The organism is Paracoccus sp. P2, from assembly GCF_046335115.1.
Lineage (GTDB): Bacteria > Pseudomonadota > Alphaproteobacteria > Rhodobacterales > Rhodobacteraceae > Paracoccus > Paracoccus pantotrophus.
Genome location: NZ_JBGOSN010000001.1, coordinates 192,538 through 217,317, shown reverse-complemented (window position 1 = coordinate 217,317; position 24,780 = coordinate 192,538). Strand labels below are relative to the sequence as shown.

General features: G+C 69.5%; 20 protein-coding genes. 10 read left to right on the top strand and 10 right to left on the bottom strand.

Translation table 11 applies throughout. The annotated features are described in order from the left end of the window. Nucleotides 1–13: 13 nt before the first annotated feature. Nucleotides 14–826, bottom strand: a complete 813-nt coding sequence (locus ACDP63_RS01005) for a glutamate racemase (protein ID WP_024842597.1) — start codon at nt 824–826, stop codon at nt 14–16. A gap of 484 nt (nt 827–1,310) precedes the next feature. Between ACDP63_RS01005 and ACDP63_RS01000 the strand changes: the two genes are divergently transcribed. Further along, on the top strand, nt 1,311–2,231 hold the full coding sequence (locus ACDP63_RS01000) for a LysR family transcriptional regulator (protein ID WP_024842596.1): 921 nt from the start codon (nt 1,311–1,313) through the stop codon (nt 2,229–2,231). A gap of 322 nt (nt 2,232–2,553) precedes the next feature. Next, a complete protein-coding gene (purL, locus tag ACDP63_RS00995) occupies nt 2,554–4,725 on the top strand; it encodes a phosphoribosylformylglycinamidine synthase subunit PurL (protein WP_024842595.1) in 2,172 nt (723 codons plus the stop codon). 111 nt (nt 4,726–4,836) lie between these two features. Here purL and ACDP63_RS00990 read toward each other — a convergent pair whose 3' ends face one another. Beyond that, nucleotides 4,837–5,748 (bottom strand): Gfo/Idh/MocA family protein, encoded by a 912-nt coding sequence (locus tag ACDP63_RS00990; RefSeq protein WP_024842594.1) that lies wholly within the window; start codon nt 5,746–5,748, stop codon nt 4,837–4,839. Nucleotides 5,749–6,225: 477 nt separating this feature from the next. Next, nucleotides 6,226–7,614, bottom strand: coding sequence for an L-cystine transporter (locus tag ACDP63_RS00985; RefSeq protein ID WP_024842593.1), 1,389 nt, complete (start codon nt 7,612–7,614; stop codon nt 6,226–6,228). 292 nt (nt 7,615–7,906) lie between these two features. On the opposite strand from ACDP63_RS00985, the gene ACDP63_RS00980 reads away from it, so the two are divergent. The 5 genes from ACDP63_RS00980 to ACDP63_RS00960 all read left to right on the top strand — a co-directional run bounded on the left by ACDP63_RS00980 (nt 7,907) and on the right by ACDP63_RS00960 (nt 12,075). Further along, nucleotides 7,907–8,575: an ankyrin repeat domain-containing protein gene (locus ACDP63_RS00980; RefSeq protein WP_024842592.1), complete on the top strand. Its 669-nt coding sequence runs from the start codon at nt 7,907–7,909 to the stop codon at nt 8,573–8,575. A 10-nt stretch (nt 8,576–8,585) separates the two neighbouring features. Next, nucleotides 8,586–9,059, top strand: a complete 474-nt coding sequence (locus ACDP63_RS00975) for a nucleoside deaminase (protein ID WP_024842591.1) — start codon at nt 8,586–8,588, stop codon at nt 9,057–9,059. Further along, nucleotides 9,056–10,264, top strand: coding sequence for an MFS transporter (locus ACDP63_RS00970; RefSeq protein WP_036764595.1), 1,209 nt, complete (start codon nt 9,056–9,058; stop codon nt 10,262–10,264). The genes ACDP63_RS00975 and ACDP63_RS00970 overlap by 4 nt, the downstream gene beginning before the upstream one ends. A gap of 27 nt (nt 10,265–10,291) precedes the next feature. Continuing rightward, nucleotides 10,292–10,717 (top strand): GlcG/HbpS family heme-binding protein, encoded by a 426-nt coding sequence (locus ACDP63_RS00965; RefSeq protein WP_024842590.1) that lies wholly within the window; start codon nt 10,292–10,294, stop codon nt 10,715–10,717. Nucleotides 10,718–10,836: 119 nt separating this feature from the next. Then, a complete protein-coding gene (locus tag ACDP63_RS00960; RefSeq protein WP_024842589.1) occupies nt 10,837–12,075 on the top strand; it encodes an Hsp70 family protein in 1,239 nt (412 codons plus the stop codon). On the opposite strand, the gene ACDP63_RS00955 is transcribed toward ACDP63_RS00960, so the two are convergent. The 3 genes from ACDP63_RS00955 to ACDP63_RS00945 form a co-directional block, all read right to left on the bottom strand. Then, entirely contained in the window at nt 12,072–14,210 is a 2,139-nt protein-coding gene (locus ACDP63_RS00955; protein ID WP_123130280.1) for a DEAD/DEAH box helicase, read from the bottom strand. The genes ACDP63_RS00960 and ACDP63_RS00955 overlap by 4 nt on opposite strands. A 145-nt stretch (nt 14,211–14,355) precedes the next feature. Next, nucleotides 14,356–14,916 (bottom strand): DinB family protein, encoded by a 561-nt coding sequence (locus ACDP63_RS00950; protein ID WP_218152298.1) that lies wholly within the window; start codon nt 14,914–14,916, stop codon nt 14,356–14,358. 51 nt (nt 14,917–14,967) lie between these two features. Continuing rightward, nucleotides 14,968–15,864, bottom strand: a complete 897-nt coding sequence (locus tag ACDP63_RS00945) for a LysR family transcriptional regulator (RefSeq protein ID WP_051419428.1) — start codon at nt 15,862–15,864, stop codon at nt 14,968–14,970. Between the two features lie 167 nt (nt 15,865–16,031). On the opposite strand from ACDP63_RS00945, the gene ACDP63_RS00940 reads away from it, so the two are divergent. Beyond that, on the top strand, nt 16,032–17,351 hold the full coding sequence (locus ACDP63_RS00940) for a C4-dicarboxylate transporter DctA (RefSeq protein WP_028709814.1): 1,320 nt from the start codon (nt 16,032–16,034) through the stop codon (nt 17,349–17,351). Between the two features lie 106 nt (nt 17,352–17,457). Here the strand turns inward: ACDP63_RS00940 and ACDP63_RS00935 are convergent, their stop codons facing one another. Continuing rightward, on the bottom strand, nt 17,458–18,360 hold the full coding sequence (locus ACDP63_RS00935) for a LysR family transcriptional regulator (RefSeq protein ID WP_024842584.1): 903 nt from the start codon (nt 18,358–18,360) through the stop codon (nt 17,458–17,460). Nucleotides 18,361–18,462: 102 nt separating this feature from the next. Here ACDP63_RS00935 and ACDP63_RS00930 point away from each other — a divergent pair, with 102 nt between their 5' ends. Together ACDP63_RS00930 and ACDP63_RS00925 are read left to right on the top strand one after the other, a co-directional pair. Further along, entirely contained in the window at nt 18,463–19,482 is a 1,020-nt protein-coding gene (locus ACDP63_RS00930; protein WP_024842583.1) for a YeiH family protein, read from the top strand. Between the two features lie 67 nt (nt 19,483–19,549). Then, the gene (locus ACDP63_RS00925) at nt 19,550–20,380 is read left to right on the top strand and encodes a DUF6635 family protein (RefSeq protein ID WP_024842582.1); all 831 of its coding nucleotides are present in this window, start codon (nt 19,550–19,552) and stop codon (nt 20,378–20,380) included. On the opposite strand, the gene ACDP63_RS00920 is transcribed toward ACDP63_RS00925, so the two are convergent. The 3 genes from ACDP63_RS00920 to ACDP63_RS00910 form a co-directional block, all read right to left on the bottom strand. Then, entirely contained in the window at nt 20,370–21,458 is a 1,089-nt protein-coding gene (locus tag ACDP63_RS00920) for an alpha-hydroxy acid oxidase (RefSeq protein ID WP_028709816.1), read from the bottom strand. The genes ACDP63_RS00925 and ACDP63_RS00920 overlap by 11 nt on opposite strands. Beyond that, entirely contained in the window at nt 21,455–22,138 is a 684-nt protein-coding gene (locus ACDP63_RS00915) for a Fe2+-dependent dioxygenase (protein ID WP_024842580.1), read from the bottom strand. Before ACDP63_RS00915 ends, ACDP63_RS00920 begins: the two co-directional genes overlap by 4 nt. A gap of 149 nt (nt 22,139–22,287) precedes the next feature. Continuing rightward, entirely contained in the window at nt 22,288–24,543 is a 2,256-nt protein-coding gene (locus ACDP63_RS00910; protein WP_409927631.1) for a TonB-dependent receptor, read from the bottom strand. Between the last annotated feature and the right edge of the window lie 237 nt (nt 24,544–24,780).

Sequence of the window (24,780 nt, the reverse complement as noted above, 5' to 3'; positions counted from 1 at the left end):
AGGCTCTCCTTCTTCAGGCGCTTTCAAACCTGATCGGATGGCGGAGGAATTGCGTGGCCTTGCCCGAGACCCGCTCGGGATCGCCGGTGGTCAGGAAGCGCGAGCGGCTGCCCGCGCCCAGCATTTCGGGATGGCGCTCAAGATAGTCCTCCAGGCTTTCGGCGACCAGGTCGGGCTGGGAATAGACCTTGACCCCCGGCCCCAGCGCCTTCTGGAAAGCGGCCTGGACCAGCGGGTAATGCGTGCAGCCCAGGATCGCCGCCTCGGGATGCGGCATGCGGCGCTTGAGCGCCTCGACATGGCTGGTCACCAGCGCCTCGGCCAGGATCTCGTCGCCCATCTCGATGGCATCGACGACCCCGCCGCAGGGCTGGGCCTCGACATCGACGCCGATGGCGCGAAAGGCCAGCTCGCGTTGGAAGGCGCGGCTTGCCACGGTGGCGGGCGTGGCGAACAGCGCCACATGCTTCACCGCCACCTCGCGCGGGGGCGAATTGTCGCCCCAGCCGCGCTCGGTCAGCGCCTCGATCATCGGCACAAAGACCCCCAACACGCGCTTGTCCGCGGGCAGCCAGGTCTCCTGCATGCGCTTGAGCGCGGCGGCCGAGGCGGTGTTGCAGGCCAGGATCACCAGGTCGCAGCCCTCGGCCCACAGCCGCTCGACCCCGGCGCAGGTCAGGCCGAAGATGTCCTCGGCATCGCGCACGCCATAGGGGGTATGGGCATTGTCGCCCAGATAGACCAGCGGCAGGTCGGGCATCCGGGCGGCGATGGCGGCCAGAACCGTCAGCCCGCCCAGACCCGAATCGAATACGCCCACCGCCATGACTAGCCTCCTGTTCGCGATTGGCCTTTTCTAGGATGCGCCGCGCCGGAATGCCATGATTTATGTCACCCGGCCGCCGGGACCGGAACACGGCTGCGCGACGCGCCCAGGCTCGCGCCAGCACGGTTTTCGCGGTCGAGCCCCCGCCGGCGGCGCACGAGGGCGGCGACGGCCGGGCGCCATGCGGCAGAAGGTCGCGCGGCGCAGGCCCCGCGCCCGGCCGGGCCGGTCGGCCGCCCCCCCGCATGACCGACCGGCCGCGTTCAAAAGCGCGTGACGTTTCGCCGGTCCGAATCGGCACCATGGACGGGATTTGCACAGGCTTGGCCTGCCCCTGCTCGGCAGGTGGTCATCCGCTGCGCATTGTGGGTAAGCAACACTGCCGGAGAAAGGGTTTTCTTGGCGTTTTGCAGGCTTGTTCCGCTAACCTTCTGTGATAAGGGTTGCACGGATTGCATGGCTGATGCCGCAAGAAAGCACTGTTATGGACTGGGATAAGTTAAGAATATTTCACGCCGTCGCCGACGCGGGCAGCCTGACCCACGCGGGCGATGTCTTGCACCTGTCCCAGTCCGCCGTCAGCCGCCAGATCCGCGCGCTGGAAGACTCGCTGGGCACCACCCTTTTCCACCGCCATGCCCGCGGGCTGATCCTGACCGAGCAGGGGGAGCTGCTGTTCGAGGCGACCTCGTCCATGGTGCGCAAGCTCGACACCACCGCCGCCCGCATCCGCGACAGCGAGGAAAGCGTCTTCGGCGAGCTCAAGGTCACGACCACCACCGGCTTCGGCACCATGTGGCTGGTGCCGCGGCTGGCCAAGCTTTACGAACGCTACCCCGACCTCAAGATCGACCTGATGCTGGAAGAGCGCGTGCTGGATCTGCCCATGCGCGAGGCCGACGTCGCCATCCGCATGAAGGAACCCAACCAGCAGGATCTGATCCGCCGCCGGCTGCTCAACATCCGCATGAGGCTTTATGCCACGCCGGAATACCTGGCCAAGGCCGGCGTGCCCGAGACGCTGGAGGATCTGGGGCCGCACCGGCTGATCTGCCAGAACCCGCAGACGCCGCAGGTCAGTTCCGGCGCGGTGCTGTCGCAGATGCTGCTGGCGCGCAACATCAGCTCGACCCTGATGGTGAACAACTATTTCGGCGTGCTGCAAGGCGTGCTGAACCATGTCGGCATCGGTGTCCTGCCCGATTACCTGTCGTCGGATTTCCCCAACCTGACCCGTGTGTTGCCGGACATCCAGTCGGGCGAGGTGCCGGTCTTCCTGGCTTTCCCCGAGGAATTGCGCGCCTCGCGCCGCGTCGCCGCCTTCCGCGATTTCGTGCTGGAGGAGATCCAGTCCCTGCGCCGCCAGCAAACCGAGGAACAGGCCACCGACCCGTCCGCGGGATGAGCGCCGAACGGGCAGATGCCGCGCGGCTTTGCCCGAGGCATTCGCAGAATGCATATCGGGCATGTGCTGCAATGCGGAATTGATCCTTGAACCGCTCGCCGACTGCACATATTTCCGATCTCGAAGGCGATGGTTTGAGGAAACTCTCATCACCTTCAACCTCCCTGTTGGACTTGAGCCGGGCTTCATGCCCGGCTTTTTTTTGCGCCGCCACTTTTTTGCCCCAGGCATCGCGGTTTTTCCCGGCCCTGCGCGCGGGGGCCTTTCCTAACCCTTCGCCGCCGCTTAAAAGGCCGCAAAACCGGGGGAAAGGCGCCAGGACATGAACGAACCGCAGATCACCGAGGAACTGATCGCCGCGCACGGGCTCAAGCCCGACGAATACCAGCGCATCCTCGAGATCATCGGGCGCGAACCCACCTTCACCGAGTTGGGCATCTTCTCGGCGATGTGGAACGAGCATTGCTCCTACAAGTCGTCCAAGAAATGGCTGCGCACCCTGCCGACCAACGGCCCGCAGGTGATCTGCGGTCCGGGCGAAAACGCCGGCGTCGTGGATATCGGCGACGGCCAGGCCGTGGTCTTCAAGATGGAGAGCCACAACCATCCCAGCTATATCGAGCCGCATCAGGGCGCCGCGACCGGCGTCGGCGGCATCCTGCGCGACGTCTTCACCATGGGCGCCCGCCCCATCGCCGCCATGGACGCGCTGTCCTTCGGCCGGCCCGAGCATCCCAAGACCGCGCATCTGGTCAAGGGCGTGGTCGAGGGGATCGGCGCCTATGGCAATGCCTTCGGCGTGCCGAACGTCGGCGGCGAGCTGCGCTTCCACCGCAGCTATGACGGCAACTGCCTGGTGAATGCCTTTGCCGCGGGCCTCGCGGACAGCGACAAGATCTTCTATTCCGCCGCCTCGGGCGTCGGCATGCCGGTGGTCTACCTTGGCGCCAAGACCGGCCGCGACGGCGTCGGCGGCGCCACCATGGCCTCGGCCGAGTTCGACGACACCATCGAGGAAAAGCGCCCGACCGTGCAGGTCGGCGACCCCTTTACCGAGAAATGCCTGCTGGAAGCCTGCCTGGAGCTGATGCAGACCGACAGCGTCATTTCCATTCAGGACATGGGCGCGGCGGGCCTGACCTGCTCGGCGGTCGAGATGGGCGACAAGGGCGGGCTCGGGATCAAGCTGGTGCTCGATGCCGTGCCGCAGCGCGAAACCAACATGACCGCCTATGAGATGATGCTGTCGGAGTCGCAGGAACGCATGCTCATGGTGCTGAAGCCCGAGAAGGAGGCCGAGGCGCGGGCGATCTTCGAGAAATGGGATCTGGATTTCGCCATCGTCGGCGAGACCATCGCCGAGGACCGTTTCCTGATCATGCACGGCAACGAGGTCAAGGCGGACCTGCCGCTGTCGAAACTCTCCTCCAGCGCGCCGGAATATGACCGTCCCTGGGTGGAAACGCCCGTCGCGGCCGAGATGCCTGCCCTGCCCGCCATCGCTCCGATCGCGGCGCTGAAGGTGCTGATCGGCAGCCCGAACTATGCCCACAAGGGCTGGGTGTGGGAGCAATACGACACCCAGGTCGGCGCCGACACCATCCGCCGCCCCGGCCTGGGCGCCGGCGTGGTACGCGTGCATGGCACGAAGAAGGCGCTGGCCTTCACCAGCGACGTGACGCCGCGCTATGTCCGGGCGAACCCCTATGAGGGCGGCAAGCAGGCGGTGGCCGAGGCCTATCGCAACCTGACCGCCTGCGGCGCCCTGCCGCTGGCCACCACCGACAACCTGAACTTCGGCAACCCGGAAAAGCCCGAGATCATGGGCCAGTTCGTCGGCGCCATCAAGGGCATCGGCGAGGCCTGCGCGGCGCTCGACTTCCCCATCGTCTCGGGCAACGTCTCGCTTTACAACGAAACCGACGGCAAGGGGATCCTGCCCACCCCCACCATCGGCGGCGTCGGGCTGATCGCCGATCTGGGCGATCTGATCGCCGGCCTTCCGGCCGAGGGCGACCTGGCGCTGGTCATCGGCGAGACGCGCGGCCACCTGGGCCAGTCGGCGCTGGCCGCCGAGGCCTTCGGCATCGAGGCGGGCGACGCGCCGCATGTGGACCTGGCCGCCGAGCGCCGCAATGGCGAATTCCTGCGCGCCCATGGCGCGCTGGTCCGGGCCGCGACCGACCTGTCCGACGGCGGGCTGGCGCTGGCGGCCTTCGAACTGGCCGAGGCGGCGGGCCTGGGCGTGACGCTGGACAGCGCCGGGATCGCGCAGCTTTTCGGCGAGGATCAGGCCCGCTACCTGGTCGCCTGCACCGCCGAGAACGCGGCCAAGCTGGCCGAGGCGGCCGCGGCGGCCGGTGTGCCGCTGGCGACGGTCGGCGGCTTCGGCGGCGAGACGGTGATCCTTGGCGGCGACGCCGCACCCCTGGCCGAGCTGTCGCAGCTTTATCGCACCGCCTTCGAGAAAAGCCTGGACCTGGAACTCGCCTGACCCGGAAAGCGGCCCTTGGCCGCTGCCTCCGGCGGGGGTATTTGGAAAACGGAAAGAACGGCAGCGGCCCAGGTCGCGGGACCGGCCGCGTCGCCATCCCGGTGCCGGAGCTTAGAAGACGAAGGGCGCGACGGTCCGGCGGCTTCCTCTTGTGAAGGCATCGGCAACGAGGATCATGGGCGAGAGGTCCACCTCGGAGGCGCCCTTGCGCAGGAGCCCGGCCATGCGCGCGTAAAGCGCCGGGTATTCGCCCGTGATGCTGGCCTTGCCCGTCGCCGGTCGGCCGTCGATCTCCAGCAGGTTGCCGCCCCTGCGCAGCGCCAGCCGGCCGGCATCGGTGGCGAACTCCATATCCCAGGTTTCGGGGCCCTGCTGGCGGAGGTCGAAATCGGCCGTGATGCGATGCGACAGGCTCAGCCGTGCGGCGATGGGGGCTTGGCGGTTCTCCGGGAAGTCCAGTTCCGCCGCGATGACATGCACCGGCACGGGCAGGATCTCGGTCAGGATCGAAAGCGCGTTGATGCCTGGGTCGAAGACGCCCATGCCGCCGGCCTCGAAGATCCAGTCTTGGCCGGGATGCCAGAGCCGCACATCCTCGCGCCAGGTGATCCGGCCCTCGCGGATGCGGCGGCCGGCCAGCCACGCCCTGGCCGCCGCCACCGCATGGGCCATGCGCGAATGCCAGGTCGCAAAAAGCGTCACCCCCCGCGCCTGCGCCAGGTCGCGCAGGACATGCACCTCGGCCAGGGTCGCGCCGGGGGGCTTTTCCAGCATCAGGTGGCGGCCGGCGCGCAGCACCGCCTGCGCGATCTCGAAGCGGGGCACGGGCGGCAGGCACAGGCTGACCGCACCGATGTCGGGACGGGCCTCCAGCATGTCCTCGATGCGCGGAAAGGCTTCGATACCCTCGACCCGGCCATGGCGACTGACCGTCGCGGCCAGCTCCCAATCCGGGCTCGAGGCCAGCGCCGGAACATGCTGGTCCAGCGCGATCTTTCCGATGCCGGCAAGCGCGATCTTCATCGGTAACTGTCCTTTCCTCACCTCGACCGCCATGGCGGCGAGCTTGCGATACGTCATCGCGGCCGGGCGGAAGCCGTTCCCGCTGGCCGAGAGCGCCGGCACCGCCAGCGGCAGGCCGAGCATGGGGCCTCGATCCCCGGCACCTCGCCCGGCCGGGCGCGCATGCCGTCCCGTGCCGATCAGGTCGAGCCGGGCGAGTATCACGCGCGACTTCCTGCCCTGGTGCGAATTGCCGCTGCACCGGGCGGCTGGAGAGATGGATTTCGTCCTGGCCCGCATCCTGCCGATGTCGGACGAGACCTACGGGCCAGCCACCACGCTGGACGCCCCGCCCGGCGACGCCAACCGAACTGGCCGGGCAGGAATGGAACTTGCAGGGCCGCATTCGGCTGAACCGGCGACAGCGCGCGCCGTCGCATGGGTATTTTGGAAACGGAGAAAGCCGGCGCCGCGTCTGCGGGCGGCGCCGGGGCGTTGTCATGCGCTTTGCAGGCCGCGCTCGTCCCGGCTTTGCAGGACGGCCTTGTCGGTCTGGCCGAGGATCTGCGAGGTGACGGTGCCCGCCGTCATCGAGCCCGAGACGTTGAGCGCCGTGCGCCCCATGTCGATCAGCGGCTCGACCGAGATCAGCAGCGCCACAAGCGTCACCGGCAGGCCCATGGCCGGCAGCACGATCAGCGCCGCCATGGTCGCGCCCCCGCCCACACCCGCGACCCCGGCCGAGGACAGGGTGACGATGGCCAGCAGCGTCATGATCCAGGCCGGGTCCAGCGGGTCGATGCCGACCGTCGGCGCCACCATCACCGCCAGCATCGCCGGATAAAGCCCGGCGCAGCCGTTCTGGCCGATGGTCGCCCCGAAGGAGGCCGAAAAGGAGGCGATGGTCTGCGGCACGCCGAGGCGGCGGGTCTGGATCTCGACATTGAGCGGGATGGTCGCGGCGCTGGAACGGCTGGAAAAGGCGAAGGTCAGCGCCGGGACGATCTTGCGGTAGAAGGTCAGCGGGTTCACGCCGGTCAGGCTGAGCAGCACGGCATGCACGACGAACATGATCGCCAGGCCCAGATAGGAGGCGACGACGAACTTGCCCAGGTTCAGGATGTCGGCCGCGTTCGAGGTCGCCGCCATCTTGGTCATCAGCGCCATGACGCCATAGGGGGTCAGCGCCATGATCAGCCGCACCAATTGGCTGATCCAGGCTTGCAGGATGTCGATCAGGTTCAGCAGGCTGCGGCCCTTTTCCGGGTCGCGGCGCAGCAGGCGGATGGCGGCGACGCCCAGGAAGGCGGCAAAGACCACCACCGCGATGATCGAGGTCGGGTTGGCCCCGGTCAGGTCGGCGAAGGGGTTCCTGGGGATGAAGGACAACAGCAGCTGCGGCACCGTCAGGTCGGCGACGCGGGGCGCGTAGCTGGTCTCCAGCATGGTCAGCCTTGCGGTCTCGGCCGCGCCCTGGGCCAGCCCTTCGGCGGTCAGGCCGAAGGCCAGCGACATGACCACGCCCACCAAGGCCGCGATGGTCGTGGTGCCAAGCAGCGTGCCCAGCGTCAGCACCGAGATGCGGCCAAGCGCCGAGGCGTCGTGCAGCCGCGCCACCGCGCTGAGGATCGCCGCGAAGACCAGCGGCATCACCACCATCTGCAACAGCTGCACATAGCCGTTGCCGGCCACGTTGATCCAGTCGATGGTGGTTTGCAGCGCCGGCGTGCCGGTGCCATGGACGAGTTGCAGCCCGATCCCGAACAGCGTGCCCAGGACCAGGGCGATGAAGACCCGCACCGACAGCGACAGCTGACCGCCTTGCAGGCGGACCAGTGCGACGATCAGCGCGGCAAAGATCACGAGGTTGATGAGGACGGATGCCATCGCGCGTCTCCGGCAATTTCAGATTGACCTATCAAGCCATAATGCACGTCCGGCGTATAGCCCAGGGGTCGCCCGGCTTTGCGGGCCTTCGCCGATAAAGGCCGTACAGAGGCGTGCTGCAAACCTCTTGACCGCGGTTTCGGTGGCTATATTCCATGTAATATTGAAACAGTGTTTGGATATCAGAGATTATTTTCGCTGCGTCGCCGCGATACCTTGGCGAAACCGATCCCTGCGGCCGCCGCTTGATCAGCCGCCGGCGCCGGGTCCAATCGCAACAGCAAGGCAGGCCATGCACAAGCTTCTGGCGATCCTGTTCGCCTTCGCCCTGGGCGCCGCCAGCCCCTTGCCCGTCCAGGCACAGACCATGCAAGAGACCGCCCTGTTCGCCGCCGCGACCGATGGCGATGCCGCGGCCATCCGCGACCTTCTGGCCCGCGGCGTGGCCGTGGACCCGCGCGACGCAAAGGGGCGCACGCCGCTGCTGGTGGCGACCCATGCCAACCGGGTCGAGGCCGCGAGGGCGCTGATCGAGGCCGGCGCCGACGTGAACGCCAGGGATGCCATCGGGGACAGCCCCTATCTCTATGCCGGGGCGCGCGGGCATCTGGAGATCCTGGAGCTGACGCTGGCCCATGGCGCCGATCTCTCCAGCACCAACCGCTTCGGCGGCACGGCGCTGATACCGGCGGCCGAGCGTGGCCATGTCGAGACCGTCCGCCGGCTGATCCAGGCCGGGGTCGAGATCGATCATGTCAACCGGCTGGGCTGGACCGCATTGCTGGAGGCGATCGTCCTGGGCGATGGCGGCCCGCGCCAGCAGCAGGTGGTCGACCTGCTGGTCGCGGCCGGCGCCGATGTGAACCTGGCCGATGCCGAGGGCGTCTCGCCGCTGGCCCATGCCCGCCGCAGGGGTTTCGACGCGATCGCGGCGCGGTTGGCCGAAGCCGGCGCAAAGTGAAGGAAGAACGATGACCGACAAGGCGACACGCTATCTGGAACAGGCGGTGATGCTGGCGCATCGCAACGTGCAGGCCGGCGGGCGTCCCTTTGGCGCGGTTGTGGTGCGGGGCGGCGAGGTGCTGGCGACCGGCGTCAACGAGACCGTCGCCACCCATGACCCGACCGCCCATGCCGAGATGATGGCGCTGCGTGCCGCCGCGCAGCGGCTGGGCTCGGCCGATCTTTCGGGCTGCGTGGTCCATGCCAGCGGCCAGCCCTGCCCGATGTGCCTGGCCGCCATGCGGCTGGCCGGCGTGGCCGAGGTGCATTTCGCCTATTCGAACCAGGACGGCGCACCCTACGGCCTGTCCACGGCCGCGCTTTACGAGGAACTGGCGAAACCGCTGGCGCAGCAATCCATGACCATCCGCCACCGGCCCCTGCGCCCCCAGGGCATGGGCGATCTCTATGCCGACTGGAAGGCACGGCAGGACCGGGCGTGACGAACCGTCAGCCGCTGATGCTGGCCGTGGTGGCCATGGTCGGGCTGGCGCTGCGGCCCTTCCTGACCGGGGTCGGCCCGCTGGCAGCGCCGATCTCGGCCGAGACCGGCCTGACCATGCAGGGCCTCTCGGCCCTCACGCTGCTGCCGATCCTCTTGATGGGCGCAGGCGCCTTTCTTGGCCCGACGATCCAGGCGCGGCTGGGGGCGAAACGCGCCGCCGTGCTGGCGCTGCTGGTGCTGGGCCTGGGCTCGGGCCTGCGGCTGGGGGCGCATTCGGCGCTGGACATGCTGGGCTCGGCCATGCTGCTGGGCGTGGGCGCGGCGGTGGTGCAGGCGGTGTTTCCCACCATCATCAAGCGCGAGTTCCCGCGCGGCATCAACCTGGCCATGGGGCTTTACGCCGCGATGATGATGGGCGGCGGTGCCTTCGGCGCGCAGGCCGCGCCGCTGATCGCCGCCTGGTCGGGCAGCTGGCGGCTGGCGCTTGGCTGGCTGGCGCTGCCCGCCGTGCTGACCGCGCTGCTGGTGGCGCTGGCCCTGCCGCCCGAGGCACGCGCGCCGCGGACCGCCCGGCAGGGACTGTGGCACTGGCTGCGTCGGCCGCGGGTCTGGCTGCTGATGGCCTGTTTCGGGCTGATCAACGGCGGCTATTCCTCGTCCGTCGCCTGGCTTGCGCCCGCCTTCCAGGACCTGGGCTGGTCGGTCGGGGCCAGCGGCGGGCTGCTGGCGGTGCTGGCGGTGGGCCAGGCGGTCTCGGCGCTGGTCACACCGGTCCTGGCCAGTCACGGCAGCGACCGGCGGCCCTGGCTGGGGATCTGCCTGGCCATGCAGGCGCTTGGCTTTGCCATGCTGGTCCTGCGCCCCGAGGCCGCACCCTATCCCATCGCCTTTCTGCTGGGCGCCGGGCTTGGCGGCTGCTTTTCGCTGATGATGATCGTGGCGCTGGACCATCTGCCCGATCCGGCGCAGGCCGGGGCGCTGGCGGCGCTGATGCAGGGCGGAGGCTTCCTGCTGGCCGCGATCCCGCCCTGGATCCTGGCGCTGCTGCACGACCTGACCGGCAGCTTCGCCCCCGGCTGGGCGCTGCATCTGGCCGCCGTGCTGGCGGTCTCGGCCCTGGCGCTGCGCCTGTCGCCGGCCAGCTATCGGCGCGCTCTGCACCGGCCCGGCCCGCTGCGCACGGATGCCGCGCCGGCCGAGTGAACGATTTTCGACAAGGAGGAGGAACCCATGCTGACCATCACCCGACTGGACCAGGCCGATGCACGCCTGTTGATCGCCGGAGCCGAGGCCCATGCCCGCGAGATCGGCGTGCCCATGTGCATCGCCGTCACCGACGAAAGCGGCCAGCTTCTGGCCTTTTCGCGCATGGACGGCGGCAAGGTGACATCTGCCACCATCGCCATCGACAAGGCCTTCACCGCCGCCGCGGCGCGCAAGGCCACGCATGAATACGGCGCCGCCAGCCAGCCGGGCGCCCCGGCCTGGGGCATTTCCTCGGCCATCGGCGGGCGGCTGATGGTGGTGGGCGGGGGACTGCCGGTCGATCACGACGGCCAGACCGTCGGCGGCATCGGCGTCTCGTCCGGCACGCCGGCGCAGGACCAGGCGGTGGCGCAGGCCGGCATCGACCATTGGCGGGCGCATCGCACCTGACCCCCAGCCCGGACCGCCCCCCGGAACGCGCCCATCCCGCGGCCGGACGCGCTTGCGCCCGGCCGCGCAAAAGGCTAGCAGCGCGGGCCTTGCGGACAGGGGCACGGGGACGGACAGGGATGCGCAACGACCGGCTCGCCATCGACTTCGGGACATCGAACTCGGCCGCCGCGATCCTGGACCAGGGGCAGCCGCGGCGCATCGCCATCGAGCCGGGGGCCGAAACCCTGCCGACCGCCGTTTTCTTCCCCGCCCAGGGCGGCGCCATGCGCATCGGCGCGGCGGCGGCCGAGGCGCTGATCCAAGGCGCCGAGGGCCGCTATATGCGGGCGCTGAAAAGCGTGCTGGGAACGGCGCTGTTCCACGAATCGCGGCTCATCGCCGGCAAGCGCCGCACGCTTTCCGAAATCATCACGGCCTTTCTCGCCACCCTGCGCGAGCGGGCCGAGGCGGCCGCCGGGCGGCCCTTTCGCCGCGCGCTGTCCGGCCGGCCGGTGCATTTCCACTCGAACGACCCCGTCCGCGACGCGCAGGCCCTGGCCGACCTGCAGGGCTGCTACCTGGCGGCCGGCTTCGGCGAGGTCGCCTTCCTGCCCGAGCCCGAGGCGGCGGCGCTGGCCAGCCACGGCCTGGGCCGCGCGGGCGAGATCGGGCTGATCGTCGATATCGGCGGCGGCACCTCGGATTTCTCGGCCTTCCGCAGCCGGGGCGACGGCTTGCAAATCCTCGCCAATCACGGCATCCGACTGGGCGGCACGGATTTCGACCAGCAGGTTTCGCTAAGCCATGCCATGCCGGCGCTGGGTCATGGCGGGCAGCTGCGGCGCGCGATGGGACCGGGGCTCTTGCCGGTGCCGAATGCGATCTATGTCGACCTGGCGACCTGGGCCAGGATCCCCTTCCTCTATGTCCCCGAGACGCGGCGCATGGCCGCCGGGATGGCCCGCATGGCGGTGGACCGCGCCGCCATGGACCGCCTCGTCGCGGTCCTGGACGAGGAACTGGGCCATGAGTTGGCCTTCGCGGTCGAACGCGGCAAGATCGCCGCCAATGCCGGCGACGGCGCGCGCATCGCCATGGGATTCGTCGAGCCGGGCCTGGCGCCGGAAATCTCGCCCGCCTCGCTGGAGGCGGCGCTGTCGGATTGCCGCAGGGATCTTGCGCAAGCCGCGGCCGAGACGCTGCGGCTGGCGGGGATCGCGCCCGGACAGGTGGGCAGCGTGATTCTGGTCGGCGGTTCCAGCCTGATGGGCTTCGTCGCCGCCGAGGCGCTGCGGCTTTGCCCCGGCGCGCAGCTGCGGCGCGCGGGGGCCTTCACCGCCGTGGTGGACGGGCTGGCACTGGCGACGGCGCGCTAGCGCTTGCCGGGTTTCGGCCCGGCACGGAACGGCTTGTCACCGCCCTTGCCCTGCCAGCCGCCAGCCGCCTTGTGCGACTTGAAGCCCGCGGCACGCTTCGGCCGCGCCTCGGCACCGTCGCCCCGCGCCGGGCGGTCGTCGCGCGCCGCGCCGCCATGCGTCTTGAAGCCCGCCGATTTCAGCCCTGCACGCGGGGCGGTTTTCGGCGCTGCCTTGTGCGCCTGCTTCTTCTCGGCGCTCCAGCGGGCCTTGCGCGGGGTTTCCGGCGCCTCGGCTTCCGGCGCGGGCTCGCGGCCGTGGGCGGGGGCGGGGGCGGGGGCGGGGGCAGGACGGGCGGCGCGCGGCTTCACGTCGGCGGGATCCAGCAAGGCCGGGCGCCGGGCGGGCTTGGGCCTGTCCTCGGCGCGCGGCTCCAGTGCCTCGGGCCGTGCAGAGCGCGACGCCTGGCCGCGATGCGGTTTCTTCTCGCGCGCGGGGGGCATCGCACCTGCCGTTTCACCGTTTTCCAAATACTCCCGCCGACCGGGCCGCTTGTCGCGCCCGGCGGCAGGCTCGAAAACCGGCTCGCCCTCGATCCGGCGCATGGTCAGGCCGGGCTCCAGTTCGATCCGCTCGCCGAAATTCGGCGCGACGGCGGCGGCGATCTGCACGAAGGTCTGCTCGGTCTTGACCCGGATCGCGCCGATGGCGTCGCGGGTGATGTTGCCCGCCTCGCAGATCTTGGGCAGCAGCCAGCGCGCCTCGGCCCGGCCGGAATGGCCGACCGAGAGCAGGAACCAGACCGCCGGGCCGAACTCGCCCCGTTCGCGCGGCGCAGAAGGCGCAGGGCCCACGCTTTCCGACAGTTCCTCGGGCGCCGGGCGCCCCTCGCGCCACAGCCGCACGAAGGCCGAGGCGACCCGTTCCGCGCCGAAGCGGTCGAGCAGCGCGGCAGCCAGCCCCGCCTCCTCGCCCGGCGCCTCGGCCAACGCCGGATGGTCCAGCATGCGCGCGTCGTCGCGGGCCTGCACCTCGTCGGCCGAGGGCGCCTTGCCCCAGTCCGCGACCAGCTTGGCGCGCTGCAAGAGCCGCTGCGCCCGCTTGTATTCCGCCGAGGGCACGATCAGCACCGAGGTGCCCTTGGCGCCCGCCCGGCCGGTGCGGCCGGACCGGTGCAGCAGCGTGTCGGGATTGGTCGGCAGGTCGGCATGGATCACCAGTTCCAACCCCGGCAGGTCGATGCCGCGCGCCGCCACATCGGTGGCGATGCAGACCCGCGCCCTTCCGTCGCGCAGCGCCTGCAGGGCATGGCTGCGTTCCTGCTGGGACAGTTCGCCCGACAGCGCCACGACCTTGAAGCCGCGATTGCCCATGCGCGCCAGCAGGTGGTTCACATTGGCGCGGGTCTTGCAGAAGATGATCGCCCGGCTGGCCTCGTAATAGCGCAGGGTGTTGAAGATCGCGTGCTCGCGGTCGCGGGTGGTCACCGACAGGGCGCGATATTCGATGTCGCCGTGCTGGCGCGCCTCGCCCATCGCCTGGATGCGCAGCGCGTCGCGCTGGAAGTCGCGGGCCAGCGCCTCGATGGCCGGCGGCACCGTGGCCGAGAAGAGCAGCGTGCGCCGTTCGGCCGGCGCCGAGCCCAGGATGAATTCCAGATCCTCGCGAAAGCCCAGATCCAGCATCTCGTCCGCCTCGTCCAGCACGCAGGCGCGCAGGCCGCTCAGGTCCAGCGAGCCGCGCTCGATATGGTCGCGCAGCCGGCCGGGGGTGCCGACGACGATATGCGCCCCGCGCTCCAGCGCCCGGCGCTCGGTGCGATAGTCCATGCCGCCGACGCAGGTGGCGATGCGCACGCCCGCCTGCTCGTAAAGCCAGCCCAGCTCGCGCGCCACCTGCAAGGCCAGCTCGCGCGTCGGCGCGATGGCCAGCGCCAGCGGCTGGCCCGCCTCGGGCAGCGCATCGCCGTCGAGGATGTCGCCGGCCATGGCCAGGCCGAAGGCCACGGTCTTGCCGGATCCGGTCTGCGCCGAGACCAGCACGTCGCGGCCCCGCGCCTCGGGGGCCAGGGCGGCCTGTTGCACCGAGGTCAGGCTGGCATAGCCCTTGGCCGCCAGCGCCGCGGCCAGAGGCGCGGCAATATCATGTTCGTTCATCGTCTTCGCCAGAAAGGGGATGCGGGGGCGCATCCGGTGAAAGGCACCATCCCCTTTGCGGCCGGGCCCTCCCATGGCCCGCCGGCCCGGAATGCGGAGCCAAGCCGCCCGCCTATCCTGTCGCGGCCCGCAAGTCAAAGCGAAACTAGGGCCGCATCAGCTGATCCTCGGTCCAGCCGAGCCGCGCCATGTCCTCGGCCCGCGCCGCCGCATCGTCGCCGACGATGAATTCGTCCAGCTGCGGCGGGACCATGCCGGCCTGCGACAGCAGGCCATGCACCTGCCCGCGGTGATGGGTCTGGTGCTGGAACAGATGCGAAAGCAGGTCGTCGCGGCGGTCGTGCTGCACGCGCAAGCCCCGGTCCACCGCCACGATTTCCGCCAGGGCGTCCGGCGTCAGCGCCGCGACCAGCGCCAGCAGGCGGTCGTCCATCCGCGTCTGCCATTCGGACAGCCGCGCGAGGTCAGGGCAATCCCGCGCCTCGGCCAGCGCGGCCTCATTGAGCGGCCGGCCCTCCAGCGCGTCGATATAGAAGCGGTCGACCAGCAGGATATGGTTCAGCGTGGCGCGGATCGAGCCGAAGAAGGACGGGCGCGGCGCCTCATAGGCGCCGGGCGGCAGGGCAGCGCAGGCGCGATGCAGCCGGGCATTGGCCAGGCGGTTCATCTGCGCCAGCTTGCGCAGCATGCGCGGCATCTGGACCATCGGGCACCTCCTGCCGCGATGATGCCGCGCGGCGCCCGCCGGGTCGAGCCTCTAGCGCCGCGGCCCGGCGGGATCATGGCCCAGGCTGCGGCGGATCTCGGCCAGGAACAGTTGCAGCGCCGGCACCGGGTCGCGGTGGTGATAGACGATATAGACCTCGGAGACCGGCGGGTTGGGCCGGATCGGCAGGAAGGTCAGCGGTCCCGCCGTCAGCCTGGCGATGCCCGCCGGCACGATGCTGACCCCGAAGCCCGCCACGATCAGGCTGGGGATCGACTGGGCATCCACCACCTGCTGCGAGACCCGCGGCCGATAGCCCGAGGCGATGATACAGGCCATGACATAGGCCGCGAAATCGGAACTGTCGGGGCGCAGCACCACATGCTGGTCCTCGCGCAGATCGTCGATCGAGACGCAGGTGCGCCCGGCCAGCCTGTGGTCGCTGCGCACCAGCGCCACCATCTCCTCGCGCCAGCCGTATTCATGGGCCAGCTCCTCGTCGCGCGGCACCGAGCGGTTGAAGCTGACATCGGTGCGCCGGCTCAGCACCTCGGTGATCTGCGTGGCCGGGGTCTGTTCGTGGACGCGCAGGGTGATTCGCGGATGCAGCCGGGCGAAATGCGCCAGAAGCTCGGCAAGGCCGCCGCGCAGGATCGAGCCGGTGGCGCCGATTTCCAGCAATCCGTCCTGGCCCTGCTGGATTTCGCGGATCTCGTGCAGGCTGCGTTCGTACTGGTCCAGCATGTTGCGCGCCCTGGGCAGGAACAGCGCGCCCGCCCGCGTCAGCGCCACCTTGCGGCTGGTGCGGCTGATCAGTTCGGCACCCACTTCGCGTTCAAGTGTCTGGATTTGCGTGCTCAGCGGCGGCTGCGACATGTTCAGCCGCCGGGCGGCGCGGGTGAAGTTCAACTCCTCGGCCAGAACGACGAAGCAGCGAAGCTGGCGCATTCTCATATCGTCACCATATTGATCAACGGCAAATCAATATTAGACACGGATGTGCCATTGGCCAACAATCTTCGGAATGAGGGGTGGCCGCGACCATGTGCCGATGCGCAAGGAGACGCATCGCCGCATCGCGGCCCCCCTTCCGTCACAGGGAGGAACGGAAACACATGCCGAATTGGTCCAGGTCCTTGTTTGGACAGGTCTGCGTGGCGCTGGTGCTGGGGATCGTCGCCGGCTTCTTCGCGCCCGAGTTCGCCGCCAAGATGAAGCCGCTGGGAGACGGGTTCATCAAGCTTATCAAGATGCTGATCCCCGTCATCGTGTTCTGCGTCGTCGTGCATGGCATCGCCGGCGCGGGCGACCTGAAAAAGGTCGGCAAGGTCGGCGTGCGCGCCATCATCTATTTCGAGATCATCACCACCATCGCGCTGGCCCTGGGCATCGCGGTCGCCTATCTGTTCGGGCCGGGCCACGGCATGAACATCGACGTGAGCCAGCTCGACGCCTCGGCGCTGTCGGCCTATGTGGACCGCGCGCATGAAGTCACCAGCGGCGGCACCGTCGACTTCCTGATGAAGCTGATCCCGACCACGATGATCAGCGGCTTCGCCCAGGGCGACATCCTGCAGGTGCTGCTGGTCGCCATCCTGTTCGGCTGCGCCCTGTCGCTGGTGGGCGAGCGCGGCAAGCCGCTGTTGCACATGATCGAGCTGACGGGCGACGTCACCTTCAAGATCATGTATTTCATCGTCCGGCTGGCGCCGCTGGGCGTGTTCGGCGCCATCGCCTTCACCGTCGGGCAATACGGCATCGGCTCGCTGGCGCAGCTGGGCTACCTGGTCGGGCTGTTCTACGTCACCATCGCCGTCTTCGTCTTTGTGGTCCTGGGCTTCGTGCTGCGGCTGGCGGGCTTCAACATCTTCAAGCTGCTGCGCTACCTGCGCACCGAGGTCGGCATCGTCGCCGGCACGGCCAGCAGCGATGCCGTGCTGCCCCAGACCATGCGCAAGCTGGAACACCTGGGTATCAAGGACTCGACCGTGGGGCTGGTGGTGCCGACAGGCTATTCCTTCAACCTCGACGCCTTCTCGATCTACCTGACGCTGGCGGCGGTCTTCATCGCCCAGGCGACCAACACGCCGCTGTCCACCACCGACCTGCTGGCCATCCTGGGCGTGGCGCTGGTGACGTCCAAGGGCGCGCATGGGGTGCCGGGCTCGGCCATCGTGATCCTGGCCGCGACGCTGGCCGCGATCCCGGCCATCCCCGCCATCGGGCTGGTGCTGGTGCTGTCGGTCGACTGGTTCATGGGCATCGCCCGCGCCCTGGGGAACTACCTGGGCAATTGCGTCGCCACCGTGGTCGTCGCCTCCTGGGTGGGGGATATCGACCGCGACCGCGCCCGCCGCATCCTCGAGGGCGAGGACATGCCGACCCTGGACGTGCTGGACGAGGATGCGCCGATGTCGCAGCCCCAGCACGGCTAAACGAAGTCGCCTCGCGGGGCTGGCCGGGACCAGCGCGACGGATCCGGTCAGCCCCGCCGAGAAGACGGCCTGCGCCTTCCCTCCCGATGGCGCAGGCCATTTCGCGTCAGGGAAGGCCGGCGGCAAAGCCCTCGTCCGTCAGGATCCCGATCAGCGCCTGCTGGGCCCGGGTGCGATAACGCCGCGGATTGGTCAGCAGCGAGAACGGCCGCTCGGCCCCCGGCAGCGGCAGGGTGCGAATCCAGCCGGCGGCGGCCGGGCGCGCCACCGCCCGCTGCGACAGCGCCGCAAGGCACTGGCTGGAGGCCACCGCGTTCAGCACCGCCTCGTTCGAGGGCAATTCCAGCGCCAGGGGCAGCGCGGCCACGCACAGCCCCTGCCCGGCCAGCCAGGTCTCGAACTCGGACCGGGTGCCCGAACCCGGCTCGCGCAGGATCCAGCTCTGCGTGGCAAGCTCGGCCGGGGGCACCGCCTCGCGCCCGACCCAGGGGTGATCGGTCGCCATGACCAAAACCAGCCGGTCGCGCGCCACCACCTGCCGGTGCAGATCGCCATGCGCCACCGCGCCCTCGACCAACCCCAGGTCGGCGCCGCCCTCCTGCACCGCATCGGCGACCTGGGTGGTGTTGCTGACCGTCAGCCGCAGCTCGATGCCCGGATGCATCTCGTGCAACGCCACCAGCCGCGGCGGCAGCCAATAGCTCGCGACGGTCTGGCTGGCATGGACCCGCAGCCGCCCGCGCGGCTCGCGCGCCAGATCCTCCAGCACCATCTCGGCCGTCTCGGCGCGGTCCAGCACGGCGCGCGCCTCGGCCATGAAGGCCTCGCCGGTCTCGGTTAGCAGGATGCGCCGCCCCACCCGATCGAAGAAGCGCACGCCATGCCGCGCCTCCAGCGCCGAGACGGCGGCGCTGACCGCCGATTGCGTCAGGTTCAGCGCCTCGGCCGCGCGGGTGACGTGCTGGCGCTCGGCCACGGCCAGGAAGATGCGGAGCTGTTCCAGCGTCATGCGCCATTGATAAGCAAAATCGAACGATATGGCAAATATAATGCGATGGATTGAACAGCGATCCGCGACCATGTTCCGCTGCATCAGCAAGGAAGCGCGATCATGTCCTCGACCGACCAGAACCAGCCAACATCCCCCGCCGTCGCCGCCTGGCTGGGCGCCACGCTGCCGGGGCTGGGACTGACCTTCGGCATCGCGGTCCTGGCGACGGCGGCGCATCGGTTCTCGGGCATCCCGGCGCTCAGCCCGCTGGTGGTGGCCATGGTGCTGGGCATGGCGCTGCGCAACCTCGTGGGCACGCCCGGGGCGGCACGGCCGGGCATCGGCTTTTCGCTGCGCCGCGTGCTGCGCTTTGCCATCGTGCTGCTGGGCTTCCAGCTGACGCTGGAGCAATTGCGCGCCGTGGGCCTGCCGGGGGTGGCGGTGATCGCGGTGGTGCTGGCCGCGACCTTCGCCTTCACCAGATGGGCCGGGCGGGCGCTGGGGGTCGAGGCGCGGCTGGCGGAACTGATCGCGGCCGGCACCTCGGTCTGCGGCGCCTCGGCGGTGATCGCGACGAACACGGTCACGCGCGGGACGGACGAGGACGTGGCCTATGCCATCGCCTGCGTGACGGTCTTCGGCTCGCTCTCGATGATCGCCATGCCGCTGCTGGGCGAGATGCTGGCGATGGGGCCTGCGCATTACGGCATCTGGGTCGGCGCGACCGTGCATGAGGTGGCGCAGGTCGTCGGCGCCGGCTTCCAGCACGGCGCCGAGGCCGGGCAGGCCGCGACCGTGGCCAAGCTGAGCCGGGTGATGCTGCTGGCGCCGCTGATCCTGGTGCTGGGCACGCTGGCGCGCCGCGGCGGCAAGGCCGCGCATGGCGCGGCGCCGACGCCCTGGTTCGTGCTGGGCTTCATCGCCGTGGTGCTGCTGAACAGCGCCCTGCCCCTGCCCGAGCCGCTGCATGCCGAGGTGGTGGCGCTGACCGCCTTCCTGCTGACCATGGCGCTGGCGGCGATGGGGCTGGAGACCGACATCCGCAAGCTGCGCGCCAAGGGCATCCGGCCGCTGGCGCTCGGGGCGCTGGCCTGGCTGTTCATCTCGACCCTGGGGCTGGGGCTGGTGGCGCTGCTGTGACCCCGCGGCATTGAGCCGCCCCGCCGCCATGCCTAGATTGGGCGCGATCCGCCAAAGGACCGCGCCCATGGCCCTAAAGCCCGCCGACCCCCGTCCGATGACCCGGCGCGAGACCGAGGTCCGCCGCTTCGTCCGCGCCCGCTATGGCCCGCGCGGCACGCTGGCGCTGCATCGCCACGCCCTTGGCCTCGACCTGCTGCGCGCGCCGGTGAACGTCATGCTGTCGCCGCTGTTCCTGCTGGTGCGGCTGGCCGCGCCGCTTCTGCGCCGCATCGGGCTACGGCGCGCGGGCGACTGGCTGTCGCGCCGGCAGATCTTCCTGAAATCCGACGTGGCGCAGCGGATCGAGGCGGACCTGGCCCGTTTCATCGAGGATCTGGCCGAAAAGGGGCTGGCGCCCGGGGCCGCGCCGCAAAGCGTCGCCCGCGCCGCCTCGGACTATGCCGAGACCCGCAATGCGATATCCGAGATCACCACCTCGGTCCTGGTGCTGGCCTCGGGGCTCTTGCTGTTCCACCGCGCCACGCCGGGCGTGATCTCGCTGGCCGGGCCGGTCGCACATCTGCGAGCGCAGGTGCAGGCGATCGAGGATTTTGCGCTGGGAAGCTGGGCCGGCCGCATGTGGTACGGCGCCTTCCCGCGCGAGCTGTCCAGCGTGGACCTGGTGCTGACCGGGGCGGTGCTGGCCATGCTCGCCTCGGTCCTGACGACCTTTGCCGGGCTCGTCGCCGATCCGGTCCAGCTTTGGACCGGCATCCACAAGCGCCGGGTGCTGCGGCTGCTGCGCCGGCTGGAGAAGGCCGAGGACGCGCCGGGGCTGGCGCGCGAACATGTTCTGGCCCGGCTGGGCGACCTGTCCGACGCGGCGCTGAGCCTGTGGCGCAGCTTCAGGGGCTAGGCCAAAGCACGGTTTCGTCGATCCCGGCCAGGTCGCGCCGCCCGGTCAGCGCCATCGCGACCTCAAGCTCGGCGCGCAGGATGGTCAGCATATGCGCGACCCCCGCCGCACCGCCCACCGCCAGCGCATGCAGCTGCGGCCGCCCGACCAGCACCGCCGCCGCGCCCATCGCCAGGGCCTTCAGCGCATCGGTGCCGCGCCGGATGCCGCCGTCGCACAGCACCGGGATGCGCCCGGCGACCTGGCGGGCCACCACCGGCAGCGCCTCGGCCGTCGCCGGCAGCGTGTCGAGCGCCCGCCCGCCGTGGTTCGAGACGATCACGCCGTCCACCCCGGCCGCGACCGCACGCCCGGCATCATGCGCCGACATAATGCCTTTCAGCAGCAGCGGCAGCCGGGTCTGCGCTTTCAGCCAGACGATGTCCTCCCAGCGCGGCGCCTGATCCAGCAGGCCCAGGAAGGTCGCCGCCCGCCCCGGCTCGCTGCGGATCTGCGGCGGGCGCATGCCGTCCAGGTTGACCGCCCGCAGCCCCTCGGGCAGGGCGAAGCCGGCGCGGGCTTCGGTGTTGCGGATGCCGTTCACCGGCGCATCCACGGTCACGACCAGCGCGCGACAGCCCGCCGCCTCGGCCCGGCGGACCAGCGCCAGCGTGTCGGCCCGGTCGGGCTGCATGTAGAGCTGGAACCACAAGGGCCCCTGCGCGCGGGCCGCGATCTCCTCCAGCGGCAGGCCGGACTGGGTCGAGACCACCATCAGGCTGCCGGTCGCCGCGGCGCCAAGGGCGGTCGCATGTTCCCCCTCGGCATGGGCGAGCCCGTGAAAGGCCACCGGCGCCAGCAGGAAGGGATGCGGCAGGTCCAGGCCGAAAAGCCGCAGGCCGGTATGCGCCCCCCGCATGTCGCAAAGCAGGCGCGATTGCAGCCTGATCCCCCGCCAGGCGGCAAGGTTGGCCTGTGCCGTCAGCCCGTCCGCGCCGGCGCCATCGACATAGGCCCGCGCCGGGACGGGCAGGATGGCGGCGGCCAGGCGCTGGTAATCCTCCAGCGCCACCACGTCGGGGGGAATGGCCTGGGTCAAATCTCGGACCAGTGGCGGATCATGTTGTGATAATGCGCGGTGATGCCCGTGACCGCCGGATCGTCGTCAGGCAGCATCGCGCGGATGCGCATGATCGACTGGTCGAGGTCATAGAGCATGTGCCGCCGCCAGTCGTCCTTGACCATCGACTGCGCCCAGAAGAACGAGGCCCAGCGCGAGCCGCGCGTCACCGGCGTCACCGAATGCAGCGAGGTCGCGGGATAGACCACGGCATGACCCGCCGGCAGCTTGACGCGATGCTCGCCATAGGTGTCGTGCACGACCAGCTCGCCGCCGTCGTAATCCTCGGGCGGGGTCAGGAAGACGGTGGTCGAGACATCGGTGCGGATGCGCTGGCCGCTGCCGGGCACGACCCGGATCGAGCCGTCGACATGGGCGCCGAAGGTCATGCCCTCGTCATAGCGGTTGAACATCGGCGGCAGCACGTGCAGGGGCAGCGCGGCCGAGGAATAGACCGGGCTGCGCCCCAGCGCCCGCATGACGATGCCGCTGAGTTCGCGTGCCACCGGGCTGTCCACCGGCACCTGGAGGTTCAGCTTGACCTTGGCCGCCTGATCGCCGGCGGTGCTGCGGCCGTCGACCCAGTCGGTACCCTCCAGCACCTGCCGGATATAGGCGACCTCCTCGGGCGTCAGCAGATCCGGAATGGTGACGAGCATGGGATTCTCCTGCGGTGGAATGCGGCGGGCGCAGGATAGGGCCGGGGCCGCAGAAAGTTAAGCGTTTTTGTCGGATTTTGGGAATGCCCGCAGCGCGAGCGAGAGGGAACGGCCCGAAAGCCGTCCCCGAAGCGGTGGCGACGCGATCCTCAGAACGCGTGCTTCAGCGTCAGCACGAAATTCCGCCCCGGCTCGATATTGGCGAATTGCCCGCTATGCGAGTCGGTATAGATCTGGCGGTCGAAGACGTTGTTGATGTTGAGCTGCAACGCCGTGGCCTCGTTCAGCCGATAGGCCGCCATCAGGTCGGTGCGCCAGCTTGACGGCAGGCCGGCATCGGCATCGCCGTTCTGCGAATAGCTGGCCATGCGCTTGCCGGTATAGGTCACGCCGCCGCCCAGCGTCAGTTCCGGGCTGTAGTCATAGGTCGTCCACAGCGAGAAACTGTTGCGCGGGATCTTCACGACCTGCTTGCCGGTGGCGGGGTTCGGATAGGGATCGCCGCCGCCGCGCGGCGTACTCCAGCCGCCGTCCTTCAGCTTGACGTCCTGATAGACATAGCCGCCCCAGATGCCCCAGCGCTCGGTGAGCTGGCCGGCAAAGCCCAGCTCGATGCCCTTGGCGATGGTATTGCCGATATTTTCGGTCTCGCCCAGGGCGTTGGTGACGCGGGCATTGTCCTTTTCGGTCCTGAACAGCGCCGCGCTCAGCTCAAGCTGATCGTTCAGCACCAGCCATTTCGTGCCGATCTCGTAATTCACGCTGCGCTCGGGATCGAGGCTGTCCAGATCGTCCGAGGCATTGCTGCCGCCGGTGCCCGCGCCTTCGCCCGCCGGGTTCGAGGAGGTGCTGGCCGAGGCATAGATCGAGCCATTGGGCACCGGCTTGTAAACCACGCCCAGCATCCCGTTCAGGAAATCGGAATCGTTGTCGTTGCTCGCGCGTGGATCATCCTCGGTCGCATGGGTGACGCTGTCGACGCTGTAATCGTCCCAGCGTAGCCCCACCGTCACCTCCCATTGCGGGGTGAAGGTGATGGTGTCCAGCGCGTAGACGCCGCGCGACTTGGTGGTGCTGTAGCCGGTCTCGCCGCCGCGCTCGATGCTGCCGCCCCAGAACGCGCCGGGATTCGGATTCTCATAGGGCGAGGTCGGCATCGGGTCGGGATTGTTCACCGCCAGCCGGCGGGTGGCGGCGCGGGAATTGGCGATGTCCACCCCGACCGCGAAGCGATGCTCGACGCCCCAGGCCCGTGCCTCGCCCGAAAGCTGGGCGTTGAACGACACGGTCTCGTTCACCCGGTCCGAAGCCTTGGAACTGCGCGACACCAGCCCGTCGCTGCCCGAGGTCGGCGAGGTCACGACATAGGTGTTGGTGTCGCGCGCCTTGCGCAGGGCCGTGGTCAGCCGCAGGCTGTCCGAGAAGGCATGTTCGAACTTCACATAGCCCGAGGCGGATTCGAGATCGCGGAAATCGCGCGCGTGCAGGCCGTAGAAGGTATCGGGCTCGACATCGGCCGGCAGGAACGGGTCGACGCTGGTGCCCGAACCACGCCGCCATGCCGCCGGCGTGCTCGCATTGGACATCGGCACGCCGTAATCGGGCGTATCCTCGTCCTTGTAGTAATACAGCCCGGCGGTGATCTTGCTGTCGTCGGTCAGGCGATAGCTGATGCTGGGCGCCACGCCGAAGCGCCGGGACTCGACGCCGTCGCGCCCGCCCAGATCGTCGACGTGCTGCCCCATCAGGTTCAGGCGCAGGCCGATCGCGCCGAATTCACGGTTCGAATCCAGCGTGCCGCGGACATAGTTGCCGGTGCCATAGGACAGCGCCACCTCGTCAAAGGCGCCCGACTGCGGGGTCTTGCTGTTCAGGCTGATGGTGCCGCCGGTCGAACCGGCGCCGGAATAGACGCCGCCCGGACCCTTGCTGATCTCGATCGATTCCAGGTTGAAGGCCTCGTATTGCGTGCGCGAGGCGTTGCGCATGCCGTCGACCAGCATGTCCTGGCTGGCCTCGAAGCCGCGGATATAGGGGCGCACGCCCTGCGGCACGCCGCCCTCGCCCGCGCCCAGGGTGACGCCCGGCGTGGTGCGCAGCACGTCCGCGACCGAGGTCTGGCCGCGCTCCTCGATCTGGCGCGCGGTGACGACGGTCACGGTCTTGGGCGTGTCGAGCAGCGGCGCGGTGGCCTTGTCCGAGGCGCTCTCGGTGACCTTGTAGCTGGTCTCGGCCTCGTTGCCCTGCTGGCGGCGGATGACCACCGTGTCCAGGGTAACGGTATCCTGCGCCTGGGCGGGGCCGGCCACGCCGGCCGAGATGGCCAGCACGGGCAGCAAGCCCAGGGTCGGCAGCAATTGCGCGGCTGACCCCGAGGCAGGCGGTTTGGGATGGGTTTTGTTCATGGGTTGATCCCGGCACGAAAGATGAGTCGCAACCGCCTCAAGGCGGAAACGACAGGAAGGTGCTGGCTCATCAATGGCTTGCGCGTTCGCGCAGCGGAAAGCGGGGTGAAACCGCGGTCCGGCTGCGCTTGATCAACGCAAGAGGACAAATTGTCATACCTTGTCAAACGACGCAGCGTCATTTCCCGGCTCCGCAACCTCGCCTGTTGCCATAATCCAACAGTCTGCCGGGTGCTG

Coding starts and splice junctions, on each gene's coding strand:
- ACDP63_RS01005 (WP_024842597.1), bottom strand. CDS start 826: ATGGCGGTGGGCGTATTCGATTCGGGTCTGGGCGGGCTGACGGTTCTG.
- ACDP63_RS01000 (WP_024842596.1), top strand. CDS start 1,311: ATGGACTGGGATAAGTTAAGAATATTTCACGCCGTCGCCGACGCGGGC.
- purL (WP_024842595.1), top strand. CDS start 2,554: ATGAACGAACCGCAGATCACCGAGGAACTGATCGCCGCGCACGGGCTC.
- ACDP63_RS00990 (WP_024842594.1), bottom strand. CDS start 5,748: ATGAAGATCGCGCTTGCCGGCATCGGAAAGATCGCGCTGGACCAGCAT.
- ACDP63_RS00985 (WP_024842593.1), bottom strand. CDS start 7,614: ATGGCATCCGTCCTCATCAACCTCGTGATCTTTGCCGCGCTGATCGTC.
- ACDP63_RS00980 (WP_024842592.1), top strand. CDS start 7,907: ATGCACAAGCTTCTGGCGATCCTGTTCGCCTTCGCCCTGGGCGCCGCC.
- ACDP63_RS00975 (WP_024842591.1), top strand. CDS start 8,586: ATGACCGACAAGGCGACACGCTATCTGGAACAGGCGGTGATGCTGGCG.
- ACDP63_RS00965 (WP_024842590.1), top strand. CDS start 10,292: ATGCTGACCATCACCCGACTGGACCAGGCCGATGCACGCCTGTTGATC.
- ACDP63_RS00960 (WP_024842589.1), top strand. CDS start 10,837: ATGCGCAACGACCGGCTCGCCATCGACTTCGGGACATCGAACTCGGCC.
- ACDP63_RS00955 (WP_123130280.1), bottom strand. CDS start 14,210: ATGAACGAACATGATATTGCCGCGCCTCTGGCCGCGGCGCTGGCGGCC.
- ACDP63_RS00950 (WP_218152298.1), bottom strand. CDS start 14,916: ATGGTCCAGATGCCGCGCATGCTGCGCAAGCTGGCGCAGATGAACCGC.
- ACDP63_RS00945 (WP_051419428.1), bottom strand. CDS start 15,864: ATGCGCCAGCTTCGCTGCTTCGTCGTTCTGGCCGAGGAGTTGAACTTC.
- ACDP63_RS00940 (WP_028709814.1), top strand. CDS start 16,032: ATGCCGAATTGGTCCAGGTCCTTGTTTGGACAGGTCTGCGTGGCGCTG.
- ACDP63_RS00935 (WP_024842584.1), bottom strand. CDS start 18,360: ATGACGCTGGAACAGCTCCGCATCTTCCTGGCCGTGGCCGAGCGCCAG.
- ACDP63_RS00930 (WP_024842583.1), top strand. CDS start 18,463: ATGTCCTCGACCGACCAGAACCAGCCAACATCCCCCGCCGTCGCCGCC.
- ACDP63_RS00925 (WP_024842582.1), top strand. CDS start 19,550: ATGGCCCTAAAGCCCGCCGACCCCCGTCCGATGACCCGGCGCGAGACC.
- ACDP63_RS00915 (WP_024842580.1), bottom strand. CDS start 22,138: ATGCTCGTCACCATTCCGGATCTGCTGACGCCCGAGGAGGTCGCCTAT.
- ACDP63_RS00910 (WP_409927631.1), bottom strand. CDS start 24,543: ATGAACAAAACCCATCCCAAACCGCCTGCCTCGGGGTCAGCCGCGCAA.